A 15,299-nucleotide genomic window follows, 5' to 3' on the forward strand; every position below is an offset into this window, starting at 1 on the left:
GCCACGCCGGTGCCGTGCGCCGGACCCGAGCCCGGCGTGGCCCGCGACGCGTGATGCCCCGGGCAGGTCACCTGCCCGGGGCATCATCGGCACTACCTCAGTTGCTCAGGAGAAGCGGACCGTGGTGTAGATGCCGTTCTGCTTCAGCACCTTGATCTTGGTGCCGGTCGCCGGCAGCTTGACGCCGTGGTTCGGCAGCTCCGGGAACCAGTACTGCTTGGTGTCGTCGAACAGCGGCTGCGCGGCCTGGCCACGGATGTACTGCGGCTGGCTGTTGAGGTGCAGCGTGAACGAGTCCGCCTTCTTCAGGCCGAACGGCGCGTCGTAGACCTGGATCCGGGCCCGCCAGGGCTGCCCGGTCAGGTTGTAGATCGGCCGCGGGTGGGCGTCGATGATCAGGTTCCGGCCCTCGCCCGGGTGCGCGAAGGTGTCGTTGTCCGCCCAGCGGGTGTTCCAGTACGAGATCAGCAGACCCTCCTGGTACGCGTAGTGGTCCACGTAGTCAGGCTTGGTGTTGGCGTACCCGAAGAAGTACGGGCCGGTCTTGAGGTACTTGTCGTAAGAGATGTACTGCCGGGTGCCCGCGATGTAGAAGTTCGCGAACGACCGGGTGTAGGTCTCCTCGACCACCTCGAACCCGCCGGCCAGCGTCCAGCCGGTCGCGCCCTCCTCGGCCCCGTCGGTGAAGACCGTCTCGCCGTCGGCGGTCAGGGTGACCGCGTCACCGAAGAAGCCACCCTCGGAGACGGCACCGTCGGTCTGGTAGCGCAGGCGGAACCCGACGCTGCCGCCGGCCACCGCGTCCAGCGGGATCTCGACGTCCACCCACTCGTCGTCGGTGTAGCCGTCCAGCGCGAACCGGCCCGGGGAGATCTCCTTCAGCGGGCGGCCGTCGGCCGTGCCCGGCTGCGGCGTCCAGGTCTGTCCACCGTCGACGGAGGTCTCGAAGAAGAGGTAGTCGTACTCCTCCTCGATGCTGTAGCGGCCCTTCAACGACAGGGTGGCCGACGACTTCCCGGTCAGGTCGAGCGTCCGGGTCATGGTGCTGTTCAGGTCGTCGCCGTTGCCGGAGAAGAACTGCTTGCTGCCCTCGAACGGCGCGCCGTTCTCGAAGGTGTAATCCCGCTCGGGCAGCACCACCACGGCGGCCTGGGCCTCCTTGGTGTTGTACTCCTGCGGCCCGAGGACCAGCGTGCGCTTGTCGCCGGCCCGGATCACCTCGTAGTCGAGCCAGCCGAGCTGGAGCTTGTTCCAGGCGCCGAGGTCGCCGCCGCGCTCACCGATGCCGCCGTCGTTCTTGGCGCCGAGCCGGCTCTGGGCCATCAGGGTCCAGTGCTCGTTGTTGTTGTCGCCGCCACTGATCACGTTGTAGTCGTCCGGCAGACCGAGGTCGTGGCCGTACTCGTGGTAGAAGACGCTGCGACCGCCGTTCTCCGGCTGGATCGTGTAGTCGCCGATCCAGATGCCGGTGTTGCCGATCTGGGTGCCGCCGGCCGGGAAGTTCGGCGGGCCGGTGCGACCCTGGTCCGAGGCGTACGCGTACCAGCGGTGGCTCCAGATGGCGTCCTCGCCGTAGATCGGGTCGCCGTCGGCCATGTCGCCACCGGCGTGCACGATCTGGAAGTGGTCGATGTAGCCGTCCGGCTCGTTGAAGTCGCCGTCACCGTCGTGGTCGTAGCGGTCCCACTGGTCCATCGCCCGCACGTCGGCGGCGATCTCCTCGTCGCTCCGGCCGGCGGCCTTCTGCTCGGCGACCCACTGGTTGGCCGCGTCGCGCACCAGCGCCCAGACGTTGGTGCAGACGATCGAGGCGCAGGGGTAGCCGTTCGAGCGGCCGTAGCGGGCCTGGTTGTAGTTGACCTTGACCCAGTCGGTGACCACGCCGTCGACGCTGTAGCGGCCCGAGGACTGGGCCTCGTAGTACTGCTTCAGGGACTCGTCGCCGGGGCCGGTGCCGAAGTACAACTTCCGGAAGTGGTCGGCGTCGTAGTCCGCCTGCCAGACGGTGGAGTTGTCCACCCGCCGGTCCGGCTTCGGGATCTCGTTGTGCTGCGGCCCGTCGAACCGGGCCGGTCCGGGGACGTTCGGGTCGGTGTCCTGGTCGGGGTAGTTCGGGTGCCGCTCGTCACCGAACTCGGCGAGGATCACGAAGATCCGGTCGGTCTTCTCCCGGGACAGCTCGACGTACTGCTTCTGGGTGGGCCCCTTGCCACCCTTCTTGGTCTTGGTGTTGCGGCCGGCCTTGGCGCCCTTGGTGGCCCGCTCGCCGACCTTGACTACCGTGCTGCCGTTGATCCGCTCCGCCTCGGCCCGGCCCGAGAGCACCTCGCTCAGGCCCTCCTGACGCAGGGCGCGGCGCTTCTCCTCCAGCGGGTTCGGCAGGTCATGTTCGGCGTGGGCGGGCTCGGCGATCGACTGCGCGGCCGCCGGCACCTCCGCGATCGGCGCGGCGGCGGCGGCGGATGCTCCGACCGTCAGCCCTGTCGCCGTCAGCGAGAGCCCGAGCAGACCCACTGCGACTTTGCGCACGTGGTACCTCCGGATTGAAGGAACCGGCCCGTCGGGGGTTGTGGGCCGGTGAAAGTGGCCCCTTACGCGGGGCCACTGGTGAACTTAGGCACTAGTGGGGCCGGTGGGAAGGGGTACGCGTCGATTTGTTGCAGGGAGTTTCCGAGAGGCATTTTCACTGTCACATTCGGGTTCGGGTCGGGTGCCTGCCGGACACGACGATGGGTGGCGGTCCGCGCTGACCGCCACCCATCGAGTCGTACGCCTGCCGTCAGTCCTCGTCGGACTTGCTCCCGGACATGCCGGAGGCGATCAGCTCCATCACCGAGGAATCCTGCAAGGTCGTCACGTCACCCAGCGAACGGTTCTCCGCCACGTCCCGCAGCAACCGGCGCATGATCTTGCCCGACCGGGTCTTCGGCAGCTCCGGCACCAGCATGATCTGCCGGGGCTTGGCGATCGGGCCGAGCGTCTTCGCCACGTGGTTACGCAGGTCGGCGATGAGCTGCTCACCGGCGTCGCCGACGGTCTCGACGTTGCCGCGCGGGATGGCGAACGCGACGATCGCCTGCCCGGTGGTCGGGTCGGTGGCGCCGACCACCGCCGCCTCGGCCACCGACGGGTGCGAGACCAGCGCCGACTCCACCTCCGTGGTCGAGATGTTGTGCCCCGACACCAGCATCACGTCGTCGACCCGGCCGAGCAGCCAGATGTGCCCGTCGTCGTCCTTCTTCGCGCCGTCACCGGCGAAGTAGATCCACGGGTCACCGGCGTTGCCGCTCACCCCCGCGCCAAACCGCGACCAGTACGTCTCGATGAACCGGTTGTCGTCACCCCAGATGGTGCGCAGCATCGACGGCCACGGCTCGCGAAGCACGAGGTAGCCCCCGCCGCCGTTGGGCACCGACTCGCCCTGGTCGTCGACCACGTCGGCGCTGATCCCGGGCAGCGGGGTCATCGCCGAACCCGGCTTGGCGGCGGTCACGCCGGGCAGTGGCGAGATCATCATGGCCCCGGTCTCGGTCTGCCACCAGGTGTCCACGATGGGCAGCTCGCCCCCGCCGACGTGCTCGCGGTACCACATCCACGCCTCGGGGTTGATCGGCTCACCGACGCTGCCGAGCAGCCGCAGGGAGGACAGGTCGTAACCGGCCGGGATCTCCTCGCCCCACTTCATCATGGTGCGGATCAGCGTCGGTGCCGTGTACAGGATGGACACGTCGTACTTGTCGACGATCTCCCAGAACCGGCCCTTGTGCGGGGTGTCCGGGGTGCCCTCGTACATCACCTGGGTCGCGCCGTTGGAGAGCGGGCCGTACACGATGTACGAGTGGCCGGTCACCCAGCCGATGTCCGCGGTGCACCAGTAGATGTCGCTCTCCGGCTTCAGGTCGAAGACCGCATGCGTGGTGTACGACGCCTGGGTCAGGTAACCACCGGTGGTGTGCAGGATGCCCTTCGGGCGGGCCGTGGTGCCGCTGGTGTACAGGATGAACAGCGGGTGCTCGGCGTCGAACGGCTGCGCGACGTGCTCGGCCGACGCCTGCTCCACCGTCTCGTGCCACCAGTGGTCCCGCTCCGACCAGGCGACCTCCCCGCCGGTACGGCGGACCACCAGGACATGCTCGATCGACGGGCAGTTCGCCACCGCCTCGTCGACGGTCGGCTTGAGCGCGGACGGCTTGCCCCGCCGGAAGCCACCGTCGGCGGTGATCACGACCTTGGCGGTGGCGTCCTGGATCCGGTTGGTCAGCGATTCGGCCGAGAAACCGCCGAACACCACGCTGTGCGTGGCGCCGATCCGGGCGCAGGCCAGCATCGCGACCGCCGCCTCCGGGATCATCGGCAGGTAGATCGCCACCCGGTCACCGGCGGTCACCCCGAGGTCGGTGAGCGCGTTCGCCGCCTGGCAGGTCATTCGGTGCAGGTCGGCGTAGGTGATGGTGCGGGTGTCGCCCGGCTCGCCCTCCCAGTGGATCGCGACCTTGTCGCCCCGGCCGGCCTCCACGTGCCGGTCGAGGCAGTTGTACGCCACGTTGAGCTGCCCGCCGACGAACCACTTCGCGAATGGCGGGGTCGACCAGTCCAACACCTGGTCCCACTGCTTCGCCCAGCTCAGCCGCTCGGCCTGGCGCTCCCAGAAGGCCAGCCGGTCGGCGCTCGCCTGGGCGTACGCGTCGGCGGTGACGTTCGCGGCAGCGGCGAGCGCGGCTGGCGGTGGGAACTGGCGCGTCTCGTTCAGCAGATTGGCCAACGCCTCGCTCATGCCGTGACTCCTCGTCGCTCGGGGGGTGACCTGCGTCTCTTCCGGGCAGGTTAGCCGGGGCGGCGCACCGAGGCGACCGAACCCACCCGCCCCCGTCGCCCAACGGCCCCTCCCACGCGCCGAGGTGCAAGGAAGGGCCCCCTCTTAACGCCTCAGGTAGTAGAAGGGCCCCCTATTAACACGCGGGCCGGGTGGCGCATGTCGCGTCGGGGGCTACTTGCGCCGGGGTCGGCCGGCGGGGTCGCTAGCGTGGCGGGGTGACCGCCGACCCGCTCGCGCCGCTGCTCGCGCTCGCCGACGTCGCCGATGCCGTCGAGCACGCCCGGGCCCGCTTCGACCAGGCGCTCGGCCATCGCGCGCTACGCCGGCACGGCGGCCAGGTCGCGGCCGAGGTGAGCCTTCGGTCCGCGGTGGCCAGCGCCGGCCTGGAGGGCCGGGTCCACGAGCGCGAGGCGGTTCGCGCCGGTACGGTCACCGAACCGGTGCTCCAGGGCGCGTTGCGGGTCGCCGGGGCGCTGCCCGGGCTGAGCGACCTCTGGCCCAAGGCCCCCCGCCAGGCGCTGGCGAAACTGCACGTGCTCGCCGCCCGGGACCTGGTGGCCGCGGCCGAGCTGGGCCGCCCGGTCGACGACCCGGTGGTGGCCGCTCGGCTGGACGGCCTGGCCGGGCTGGTCGCCGGGGGCACGAAGGTCAGCCCGCTGGTGCTGGCCGCCGTCGTACACGGGGAACTGCTCAACCTGCGTCCCTTCGCCGGCCCCTCCGGCGTGGTGGCCCGGGGCGCGGCCCGCCTGGTCCTGCTGTCCAGCGGTTTCGACCCGCGTGGCCTGCTCGCCGTGGACGCCGGCCACCGCGAGCGGGAGCCGGAGTACGTCGGGGCAGCTGGCGCCTTCGCCACCGGCACCCCCGACGGGCTGCGGTCCTGGCTTCGCCACTACATGTCGGCGGTCGAGGTGGGCGTCGACGAACTCGCCACGATCGGCGACGAGGTGCTGGCCGCCGGCTGACCCGGCCCGCCGCGGTGCTAAGGCCCGCTGGTCGCGGCTGGCGTTCGGTCGGCCCGCCGATCGCGGCCGGCCATGGCGCTCGGCCAGCGTGCTGGTCGCAGCTGGTGCAGGCCGTCGTGCGGCTCGCGGCCGGCGCTCGGTGTCGGCGTGCAGGTGGCCTGCTGGCCGTGGCTGGCGCTGGTCGGCGTGGATCAGCCTTGGGCGGCGTTGGCGCGGGTGCGACGGTGACGGCCGTACCAGGCGATGCCGATCGCCACCCCGACGCCCACGCCGAGGGCGGCTGCGGCGACCGGAACGGCGGGGCGCTCCCGGAGCCGCCGGCCCAGCGGGACCGGGTGCCGGAACTCCAGCACCGGCCAGGCGTTCTCCACCGCCAGCTTGCGCAACTGCCGGTCCGGGTTGACCACGGTCGGGTGGCCCACGCACTCCAGTAGTGGCCGATCGCTGTACGAGTCGGAGTAGGCGTACGAGTCGGCAAGGTCGTATCCGCGCTCGGCGGCGAGTTCGTTGACCGCGTCGACCTTGCTCGGCCCGGCCGCGTAGAACTCGACCTCGCCGCTGTACCGGCCGTCCACCACGCCCATCCGGGTGGCGATCACGTCGGTGACCCCGAGCAGCGCCCCGATCGGACGCACCATCTCCTCGCCCGAGGCGGAGACCAGGACCACGTCCCGCCCGGCCGCTTGGTGCTCCTCGATCAGGGCGGCGGCTTCGGCGTACACGTAGGGGTTGATCAGCTCGTGCAGTGTCTCCGCGACGATCTGACGGACCTGTTCCACCTGCCACCCCTTACAGAGCGTGGCAAGGTAGTCCCTTGTCCGGGCCATGGTCTGTTCGTCGGTGCCGCCCAGCCGGAACATCAGCTGCGCGTACGCCGACTTGACCACGTCACGCCGGGTGATCAGGCCGTCCCGGTAGAACGGCCGACCGAACGCCAAGGCGCTCGACTTGGCGATGACGGTCTTGTCGAGATCGAAGAAAGCGGCACTTCGGCCCACGGCGCGAAAGTCTAGCCCGATGGTCTATCGTCGGCGGGTGCCTGGGGGCCGAAGACCGCCCGGACCTGCGGACCGACCTCCACGGTGCTTGCGAACAGTGACGGCGGTCACACTCTGCGAACAGGATTTCGCAGGGAGTGGAGGCTACACCACTCGACGTACACAGGTCCGCTCAGGCAGACTTGTCCACAAGACGAGTATTCATATCTCGGACAACCGGCAGACTCTCGGCGGTTGCACCCCCCGTGACCGCTGAGTGGGTTCGGCTCGACCCCCCCGGAGCCGAACCTCCGACGACCCCCGTCTCCCCCCGACGGGGGTCGTCCCTTTTCCGGGGAGCGCTCCGTCGGGACGGCGTCTTCCTGGATCTTCGCAGGCTCAGCTCATCCAGGGCTAGCGGATCACGGCCCGGGCGGGGGTGCGGGTCGGTTCGAAGCAGGCCAGGGCGCGACCCCGACGGTCCGTCACCACCCAGGGATGACCGACGTACGTGTGCTGCCGGTGTGACGCGGACGGTGGCAGCACCGCGTACTGCCGCCGCCGGCCCTGGTAGTCGAGCCAGTACACGATCACCGGCTGCGACCGGAGGTTGACGAACTCGATGCTCGTCTCGGGCCCGCCACCCACGGACCGCAGATCCCTCTCCCGGCTCGGCGAGAGCGGCGTCAACTCCCTTGACTCCGGTGGCCGGGTGCTCGGGGACGGGCTCGCCGGGCGGCTCGTCGACGAACTCGGGCGGGCGCTGGGCGTACCCGGGTCGGCACCGGCGGTCGAGGGCGGCGAGTGGGCCGCGGCGGAGGCCCGGTTGGGTGGCAGTGGCCGGGTGGACGAGACCCCGCCGACCGACGACGTGGCCGCCGGGACGGACGGGGACACCGACGTGCCGGCTTTGGATTCCTCGGGGCCGGGCACCGGGTCGTTCGGCTTCGGGCCGATCCAGCCGGCGGGCCCCTGTGGGGCCGCGGCCGGCGGCGCCTTGGCCCCGGGCCAGAGCGCGGTGAGCATGAGGCCGAGTACGGCGGCGGCGACCCCGGCCAGCATCAGCCGGTGCGCCTTGCGGCCGGCCCCGCGCTGCGCCGGATCCACAGCAGTGCCGGCGGGCTCGGCGACCGATGTGGGTGTTGGCTCCGGCCGGCTTTCGCGGACCACGGGCACCGCCAGCAGGGCAGGTTGGGCCGGAACCGCCGGTTGCGCCGGGAGCGCGGGTCGCGCCAGCCGCGCCGGGAGTGCCGGTCGTGTCGGTCCGGCCGGAAGTGCCGGTCGTGCCGGCGGCGCGGGGTGGGAGTGCGGGTCGGGCAGCCACGGACCGATCCGAAGTTTCGGCTCGACCCGGGGGCTGTCGTGATCTGGCGACTGCTTCATGACCCCGATCCGGCGAGGATTGCCGTTCCGCCGACGGCACAGGACGTCGATTATGCGTGCTGCGCATCACATTTCGCCACGTTTAGTGGGACCAAAGTGGACGGAATGTGCGGCCGTCTCACATACCAGATCATCGGGCGCTGCGGGGGTTGTCCACAGGTGAGTTGGTTATCCACAGGTTGGCTCCTCGGGGCGGCGGCCGGGGCGGTGCCGGAGGCAGGGTTTCGACTCAGCGAACCCGCGCCGACCGCTTGGAGGCCGCGATGCCACCCCGTACCTCCGTCCCGCCGCACCGGCGTCCACCGCTGGTCGTCACCTCGGACGGTGATCTGCTCGACGATCTGCTCCGGCTCGCCGCTGCCGGCGGCATCGAGGTGGAGGTCGCCGCCGACCCGGCCGCCGCCCGGACCCGCTGGCAGCCCGCCCCGCTGGTGCTCGTCGGCGTCGACCAGGCGCAGTCCTGTCTCCGGGCGCGGCTGCCCCGGCGGTCCCGGCTGGTGCTGGTGGGCCGGGCCGGCGACGTCGAGTCCGGCTGGCAGGTGGCCGATCTGCTCGGCGCCGAACACGTCGCCGTGCTGCCGGCGGCCGAGCCGTGGCTGGTCGACCGGTTCGCCGAGTGCGGTGTCGAGGGTGCGGCCGCCGCCCGAATCGTCGCCCTGCTGGGTGGCCGGGGCGGAGCCGGTGCCAGCATCCTGGCCGGTGGGCTCGCGGTCACCGCCGCCCGAGCTCGACTGCGTACCCTCCTGCTCGACGCCGACCCGCTCGGCGGCGGTCTCGATCTGGTGCTCGGCTGGGAAGAGCTGGAAGGGCTGCGCTGGCCAGCGCTGACCGAAGCCGACGGGCGGGTCGACGCACCCGCTCTGGTTCGGGCGCTGCCCAGCCGGGGCGATCTGGTGGTGCTCTCCTGGGATCGGGGCGACCTGGTCGCCGTGCCAGCCGAGGCGATGGCAGCCACCCTGGACGCGGCTCGGCGCGGCCGGGAGTTCGTGGTGGTCGACCTGCCCCGGCAGCTCGACGATGCGGCGGTGACCGCGCTCCAGGCAGCCGACCGGGTGTTCGTGGTGGTGCCCGCCGAACTGCGGGCGACTGCCGCCGCGGCCCGGGTGGTCGCCGTCGCCGCGCCGCACTGCCAGGACCTGGCGGTCGTCGTCCGCGGCCCGGCTCCCGGGCGGCTGCGCGCGAGCGAGGTGGCCAGGGCACTCGGCCTGCCCCTCGCCGGCACCCTGCGCCCGGAGCCCGGGCTCTGCCGGGGCCTGGAGCGGGGCGAGGCACCCGCGGCCGGTGGGCGTGGCCCGTTGGCCGAGCTGTGCCAGCGGATCGTCGCTGACCTGACCGGCCGGCCCGCGGCAGGTGCGGCGTGACCGGAAAGACCCTCGCGGCCCGGGTGCGGCAGCGGATCGCCACCGCCGCCACGCCGGTCACCCCAGCCGCCATCGTCTCGGCGGTACGCGCCGAGCCCGACGCCGCCCTCCTCGGGGACACCGCCCTGCTGCGGATGGCCGACCGGGTACGCGACGACCTGGTGGGCGCCGGCCCGCTGGCCCCGCTGCTCGCCGACTCCGAGGTGACGGACGTGCTGGTCAACGGAACCCGGGTGTGGGTCGACCGTGGGCAGGGGCTGCACCAGGTCCCGGTGCCGGTGGGCACTGTGGACGACGTGCGCCGGCTCGCCCAGCGACTCGCCGCCGGGGCCGGCCGCCGCCTGGACGACGGCGCGCCGTGCGCGGACGCGCGGCTGGCCGACGGTACGCGGCTGCACGCCGTGCTGCCCCCGGTGGCGACCGACGGGCCGTACCTGTCGTTGCGTACCTTCCGGCAACGACCGTTCACCCTGGACGAACTGGTCGCACAGGGCGCGGTGGCTCGGCCGGTCGCGCCGGTGCTCGCTGCGGTGGTGGCGGCCCGGCTCGCGTACCTGGTGATCGGTGGCACCGGTTCCGGCAAGACCACCCTGCTGAACACCCTGCTCGGAATGGTGCCGGCCACCGAACGGATCGTGCTGGTCGAGGATGCCGCCGAGCTGCGGCCGGTGCACCCGCACGTGGTGGGGTTGCAGGCGCGAACGGCCAACGTGGAGGGCTCCGGCGCGGTCGGCCTGAGCGAGTTGGTCCGGCAGGCGTTACGGATGCGACCGGATCGGCTGGTGGTCGGCGAGTGTCGGGGCGGCGAGGTGGTCGACCTTCTCGCCGCGCTCAACACAGGTCACGACGGCGGCGCCGGGACGCTGCACGCCAACGCCCCGTCGGACGTACCCGCTCGGCTGGAGGCGCTCGGCCTGCTCGGCGGGTTGCCGCGCGCGGCGCTGCATGCGCAGGTGGCCGCGGCCCTCCAGGTGGTGTTCCAGATTCGCCGTACGCCCCAGGGCCGGATGCTCGAATCGATCTGCCTGTTGTTGCCGGAGGGCCCGGAACGCCTGGTCACCACGGTTCCCGCGTGGATCCGGGGTCGCGGGCTCGGCCTCGCGGCGCGGGCACTCGGCACCCTGATTCGAGGCCGCGACGTGCCGGTGCCGCCGATTCTGTGCGAGCCCTGGCCCGGATCGGCGGGGCTGTCTCAGGACGGTACGGAGCACCGTGGAGTGCCGAAATGAGCGGCGTGCGCTGGTGGCTGGCGGTGCTGCCGCTGGTCGCCGTGGTGGCGGTGGCGGTACGCGGGCGGCTGGCTCCCGGACGGATGACCTTGGGCCGCGGGAAGATCGATGATCCTCTCGTCGACTGGGTCACCGCGTTGCGCGAGGCGGGCGACGCGAAGCTGGCCGGCGGCGACGATCCGGGCCAACCGCAACTGATCGAGCCGGGGCCGACCGGCGTCGGATGGCCGCTCACCGGTGTGCCGGCACCGGTCAGGGGCAGCGCCGGAGACGAGACGGAGGGTGGTCGTCTGCTGATCCGCTCTGCCGGGCGGGCCTGCACGGTGCATCGTCCGGGGGGCCGCCGCACGCCGTTGGCCGTCTCTGCGCCGCCGGCCCCACCGTCCGCGCGCCGCCCGCCGGGGTGGCGAGGCAGCCGTCGCCCAGGGGACACGCTCGCCGTGCCCAGCGGACCCGAAAGGGGCAGCGAACCCGGAGCGGGCAGCGAACCCGGGACGGGCAGCGAACCTGGGGTAGGCAGTGGGCTCGGGGTAGGCGGCAGCAGACCCGGGGTGGGCAGTGGGCTCGGGGCGGCTGCGGCGTCTGGCCCTGCCGGCGTCGCCGTTCTGAACGCCCCTGCCAGCCGGTGGGCATCGCCGCGCCGCATCGTGCTCCTGACCATGCTGATCGGCGCGGGAAGCGGCTGGCTGCTGGCCGGTCCGGTGGCGGCGGTTGCCCTGGCCGCATACGGAGTCCTGGGCGTGCGTGCGTTGCACCGGCGCCGTGCGGGGGCGCGGACCGCCCAGATGCATCGGGAGCGGTTGGACCAACTGTGTGCCCTCGCCGCAGATCTTCGCGCCGGGTTGCCGGTGCTGGTAGCGGCGGAGGTGCTGGGGCTCGCCCACCGCCCCACGGCGGTCACCGCCGAGCCTTTATCCGGCGGCGCGCCCATCGCGGAGCCCGGCCGAGCCGACGCAGCCGCAGGACCGAGGCGAGCCGACGCAGCCGCAGGGCCCGGCCGAGCCGACACGGTTGTGGGGCCCGGGCGAGCCGACGCAGCTGCAAGGACCGGCCGAGCTGGCGCAGCCTCGGAGACAGCCGAGGTGCTCGACGCCTCAGCGCAGCGCGGCACCGACGCCCCGTCGGACCGCCCCGGACAGCTTGCCCGGGCCGCGGTGCGGCTCGCCGACCGCACCGGGGCGCCGCTGGCCGAGTTGGTCGAGCGGATCGAGGCCGATGCCCGGTCGACGGACCGTGGGTTGGCCGCTGCGGCGGCTCAGGCGGCCGGGGCCCGGGCCACCGCGTGGCTACTGGCCGCCCTGCCACTGGGCGGCATCGGCCTTGGCTACGGGATCGGGGTGGACCCGCTCCAGGTCCTGCTTCACTCCCCGGTCGGTGGTGGCTGCGCGGTCGCCGCCGTCGGGCTCCAGGTGGTCGGCCTGCTCTGGACGGAACGTCTCGGTGCCGTGCCGGACGGGGGACGCTGATGTCCGGCACGGCCCTCGGCACGGGTTGCCTCGCTGCTGCCGCGCTGCTCGCCGTCGTGGCCGTCGGCCGGCACCGTCCCCGGCGGCGGCTACGCCGGCTGGCCAGCGGAACACCCCCGACCGATATCCGGGCCCGCCGTCGGGGTACCGGCGACGGTCCGCCGGGTTCCCCGGCCGGCCGTCGGGTGGACACCGTCCGGCTCGCCGCCGGACTGGCCGGCGTCGCCGTGGCCGTACTGGTCGAGGGGTGGCCCGGCCTGGTGGCCGCGTTGCCCGTGGCTGTGCTGCTTGACCGGCTGCTCCGGCGGATCGAGCATCCGGCCGTGCGGGCCCGGCGGGTGCGCGCCGCCGCGGACCTCCCACTCGCCGCCGATCTGCTGGCGGCGGCGCTGCGGGCCGGCGCGCCGGTGGAACGGTCGGTGCTCGCCGTGGCCGACGCGCTCGGCGGTCCGCTGGCCGACCAGCTCAGCCGGGTCGGCCGGACGCTGCAACTCGGCGGGGGGCCGCAGGAGGCGTGGGCGCACCTGGCGACGGTGCCGGGCGGGCCACGGATCGCCACCGCCGCGGTCCGCTCGGCCAGCAGCGGGGCAGCCCTGGCGGGGGCGCTGACCCGGCTCGCCGACGACCTGCGTGCCGACCGGGCCGTCGCGATCGAGTCGGCCGCCCGCCGGGCGGGCGTGCTGATCGTGCTGCCGCTGGGCCTCTGCTTCCTACCCGCCTTCATTCTCGCCGGCCTGGTGCCGGTGATCGTCGCCGTCCTCGGCGACGTGCTGTGAACCCATCGAGAAAGGACGAACACGTGCGCAGAATTCTCGCCCGCCTGCGCGGGGATGCCGGGATGAACACCGCGGAGTACGCCGTCGGGACGCTCGCGGCGGTCGCCTTCGGCGGCATCTTGCTGAAGGTGCTGACCTCGGACAGCGTGCAGTCCGCGCTGGCCGCCGTCATCGACCGGGCGCTGAGTTGACCGGGCGCCGGTGGGCCGGTCGCGACCGGGGCTCCTTCACCGCCGAGATGGCGGCCGGCCTGCCGGCGCTGATGCTGCTCCTGCTGACCGGCCTGACCGCCGTCAATGCGGTCAGCACCAAGGCGGCCTGCCTGGACACGGCCCGGGAGGCGGCGCTGGCCGCCTCCCGGGGCGAGCCGGGCGTGACGGCCGGCAGCCGGTCCGCGCCGTCGGGCGCGGAGGTGACCATCGTGGTGGAGGGCGGCCGGGTCCGGGCGACGGTGCGGGCACCCGTTCGGGTTCTCGGCGGTCGCCTTCCGGCGGTCAGCGTGGTGGGCGTGGCCGTGGCGGTCGCCGAGCCGGGCCTACCGGAGCCGCAGCCGTGAGGGCCGCTCAAACCGGCCGGCGTGCTGCTGCCGGCCGTGTGCGACCCCAGCACCGCCGAACCGGAGGCCGGGAGCGTGGCGGGGCCACCATCTGCCTTTTGGCGGTAGGGCTGGTGTTCGTGCTGGGAGGTCTCTTCGGTGCCGGGGTCGGCGCGGCCCGGATGGCGCGCCAGCAGGCCCGGGTCGCCGCCGACTTCGGTGCCCTGGCCGGCGCCGCGCAGGCCCTTCGGGACGAGTTGGCGGCGTGCGCTCAGGCCGCTGAGATCGTCGCCGCGAACGGCGCCCGGTTGGTCCACTGCCGGCTTGACGGGCTCGATGTCCTGGTCACGGCCGAGCTGACGGTGGAGCCGTTGCCAGGGCTGAGGCAGGCCGCCACGGCAACCGCCCGAGCCGGTCCGCTGCGCGGCTGACGTCCCTGAACGGTGCGACCCAGCGCCGCCGGGTGGCGATGCCGGGACACCGGCGACCGCAACAGCCGGCCGTGAGGTCAGCTCAGCCGGCGGAGACCCTCGGTGATGGCGGTCTGGAGTTGCTCGCCGTATGCGTCTGCCGGCAACGCGGCGACATGCTCGGCCGCTCGCTCGAAGGCGGCGCGTGCGGCGACGGTGTTGCCGAGCCGCTCGTCAGCCATTGCCACACCGACGTGCAGCGAAGGGTAGAAGGCGGCAACCGTGGAGTCGCCGACGGCGTCGGCATGCCGCAACGCCACCTGGTTCCACCGCAGGATGTCTTCGGGATCGTCCTGCCGCCGGGCCAGATAGTGTGCCGCGACGCACGCGTCGTAGTCATTGGCACGCATCGTCCAGGCCTGTTCGAACAGCGTCCGTGCGTCGGCAGTCCGCCCTTCCGCCTCTGCCCGCATCCCGTCCTGGCACAGCTTGAGCACCGGGTTGCCGAGATCCATGATTGCTCCTCGTGATCGCCGACTGGCTGACGTGACGATCCTGCGGGCTCGACCAGGTCGAGGATCAAGGGCACGAGTCGCTCCCGCCGACACACCCGGCACTGCCTGCTCAGCCGGGATCTTGGACAGTTCCCGCTAGCTGGGAACGGCAAGTGTCCAGGGTCCCGCACTCGCATCTCAGTCCGTGCGAGCGGCGTCGTGCGGGGTGAGAGCGGACGGGGTGGGCGCCAGATGGGGGCGCCCACCGGTGCCCGGGACGGTCAGCGACTCTGGAGGGCGTCGAGGGCGACCGCCATCGCGATCACCAGGCGGCGGTCGATCTGGGGGTGCTGGATCTCGACGACGTACCGGTCGCGCAGGCCCCACTTCTTGACCACGGAGAAGACGGGCTGGCCGTTCGCGACGAAATCGAAGTGATACGGCAGCCAGGACAGCGACTCGGCGAAGCGGCGCAGCACGGCCACCGGCATGCTGCGCTCCTGGCCGGTGATCTCGGGCAGGCCGTCCTGCTCGACGTGCCAGGTCGAGCGGAGGAGGGACTGCGCGAAGTTCTTACGGAACAGGCCGATCCGGTTCCCGGCATGGTCGGTGACGTCGTACGTGGCGCCGAGGTCGATCCGCTGCCGGGCCTTGAACCCGAGCAGCGGTTGCTGCTTGGTGTCGTCGGCGTAGATCGTCACCTGCTCCTTGAAGGCGAGCCGCTTCTGCTGGGCGAACGCCAGCAGCCCGCCCTCGGAGCCGTCCGGCGCGACGCTGTGGACCTCGTACTGGTTGACCATGAACCGCAACCGCTGGCGGATGTGGAACTGGTGCTGCGCCTGCAAGCTGTCGAGCTGCATGAGAACTCCTCAACTGTGGTGCGCCGGAGT

The 15,299-nt window shown here is 72.5% G+C and carries 13 protein-coding genes and 1 pseudogene; 8 read left to right on the forward strand and 6 right to left on the reverse strand.

Features of this window, described 5'->3' with window-relative positions; genetic code table 11:
* Positions 1-105: 105 nt before the first annotated feature.
* Both ACQPYA_RS02050 and acs read right to left on the reverse strand, forming a co-directional pair.
* A complete protein-coding gene (locus ACQPYA_RS02050) occupies positions 106-2,514 on the reverse strand; it encodes an immune inhibitor A domain-containing protein (protein ID WP_433533354.1) in 2,409 nt (802 codons plus the stop codon).
* Between the two features lie 265 nt (positions 2,515-2,779).
* On the reverse strand, positions 2,780-4,774 hold the full coding sequence (gene acs, locus ACQPYA_RS02055) for an acetate--CoA ligase (protein ID WP_433530941.1): 1,995 nt from the start codon (positions 4,772-4,774) through the stop codon (positions 2,780-2,782).
* Between the two features lie 257 nt (positions 4,775-5,031).
* Here acs and ACQPYA_RS02060 point away from each other — a divergent pair, with 257 nt between their 5' ends.
* Positions 5,032-5,778 carry an oxidoreductase gene (locus tag ACQPYA_RS02060; protein ID WP_433530942.1) on the forward strand — a complete coding sequence of 249 codons (747 nt, stop codon included), beginning with the start codon at positions 5,032-5,034 and terminating at the stop codon, positions 5,776-5,778.
* Between the two features lie 191 nt (positions 5,779-5,969).
* Here the strand turns inward: ACQPYA_RS02060 and ACQPYA_RS02065 are convergent, their stop codons facing one another.
* Complete coding sequence (locus ACQPYA_RS02065; RefSeq protein WP_433530943.1) at positions 5,970-6,776, reverse strand: HAD family hydrolase; 807 nt, start codon at positions 6,774-6,776, stop codon at positions 5,970-5,972.
* A 393-nt stretch (positions 6,777-7,169) separates the two neighbouring features.
* Positions 7,170-7,931, reverse strand: coding sequence for a hypothetical protein (locus tag ACQPYA_RS02070; protein WP_433530944.1), 762 nt, complete (start codon positions 7,929-7,931; stop codon positions 7,170-7,172).
* Between the two features lie 470 nt (positions 7,932-8,401).
* Between ACQPYA_RS02070 and ssd the strand changes: the two genes are divergently transcribed.
* The 7 genes and pseudogenes from ssd (at position 8,402) to ACQPYA_RS02105 (ending at position 13,936) form a co-directional block, all read left to right on the forward strand.
* Entirely contained in the window at positions 8,402-9,499 is a 1,098-nt protein-coding gene (gene ssd, locus ACQPYA_RS02075) for a septum site-determining protein Ssd (RefSeq protein ID WP_433530945.1), read from the forward strand.
* Positions 9,496-10,728 (forward strand): TadA family conjugal transfer-associated ATPase, encoded by a 1,233-nt coding sequence (locus tag ACQPYA_RS02080; protein WP_433530946.1) that lies wholly within the window; start codon positions 9,496-9,498, stop codon positions 10,726-10,728. Before ssd ends, ACQPYA_RS02080 begins: the two co-directional genes overlap by 4 nt.
* A 1,098-nt stretch (positions 10,729-11,826) precedes the next feature.
* Positions 11,827-12,194: pseudogene (locus ACQPYA_RS02085) on the forward strand (hypothetical protein); the annotation flags it as partial.
* On the forward strand, positions 12,194-12,970 hold the full coding sequence (locus tag ACQPYA_RS02090; RefSeq protein WP_433530947.1) for a type II secretion system F family protein: 777 nt from the start codon (positions 12,194-12,196) through the stop codon (positions 12,968-12,970). The pseudogene ACQPYA_RS02085 and the gene ACQPYA_RS02090, both read left to right, overlap by 1 nt.
* Before the next feature lie 62 nt (positions 12,971-13,032).
* Complete coding sequence (locus tag ACQPYA_RS02095) at positions 13,033-13,161, forward strand: DUF4244 domain-containing protein (RefSeq protein WP_229705779.1); 129 nt, start codon at positions 13,033-13,035, stop codon at positions 13,159-13,161.
* A gap of 47 nt (positions 13,162-13,208) precedes the next feature.
* Complete coding sequence (locus tag ACQPYA_RS02100; protein WP_433533355.1) at positions 13,209-13,526, forward strand: TadE family type IV pilus minor pilin; 318 nt, start codon at positions 13,209-13,211, stop codon at positions 13,524-13,526.
* Positions 13,523-13,936, forward strand: coding sequence for an Rv3654c family TadE-like protein (locus tag ACQPYA_RS02105; RefSeq protein WP_433530948.1), 414 nt, complete (start codon positions 13,523-13,525; stop codon positions 13,934-13,936). Before ACQPYA_RS02100 ends, ACQPYA_RS02105 begins: the two co-directional genes overlap by 4 nt.
* A gap of 77 nt (positions 13,937-14,013) precedes the next feature.
* Here ACQPYA_RS02105 and ACQPYA_RS02110 read toward each other — a convergent pair whose 3' ends face one another.
* Both ACQPYA_RS02110 and ACQPYA_RS02115 read right to left on the reverse strand, forming a co-directional pair.
* The gene (locus tag ACQPYA_RS02110; protein WP_433530949.1) at positions 14,014-14,430 is read right to left on the reverse strand and encodes a hypothetical protein; all 417 of its coding nucleotides are present in this window, start codon (positions 14,428-14,430) and stop codon (positions 14,014-14,016) included.
* A 260-nt stretch (positions 14,431-14,690) separates the two neighbouring features.
* Positions 14,691-15,269: a hypothetical protein gene (locus tag ACQPYA_RS02115; RefSeq protein ID WP_433530950.1), complete on the reverse strand. Its 579-nt coding sequence runs from the start codon at positions 15,267-15,269 to the stop codon at positions 14,691-14,693.
* Between the last annotated feature and the right edge of the window lie 30 nt (positions 15,270-15,299).

Origin of the sequence: Micromonospora sp. CA-263727, assembly GCF_050942455.1 — a bacterium.
In the GTDB taxonomy this organism is placed as follows: domain Bacteria; phylum Actinomycetota; class Actinomycetes; order Mycobacteriales; family Micromonosporaceae; genus Micromonospora.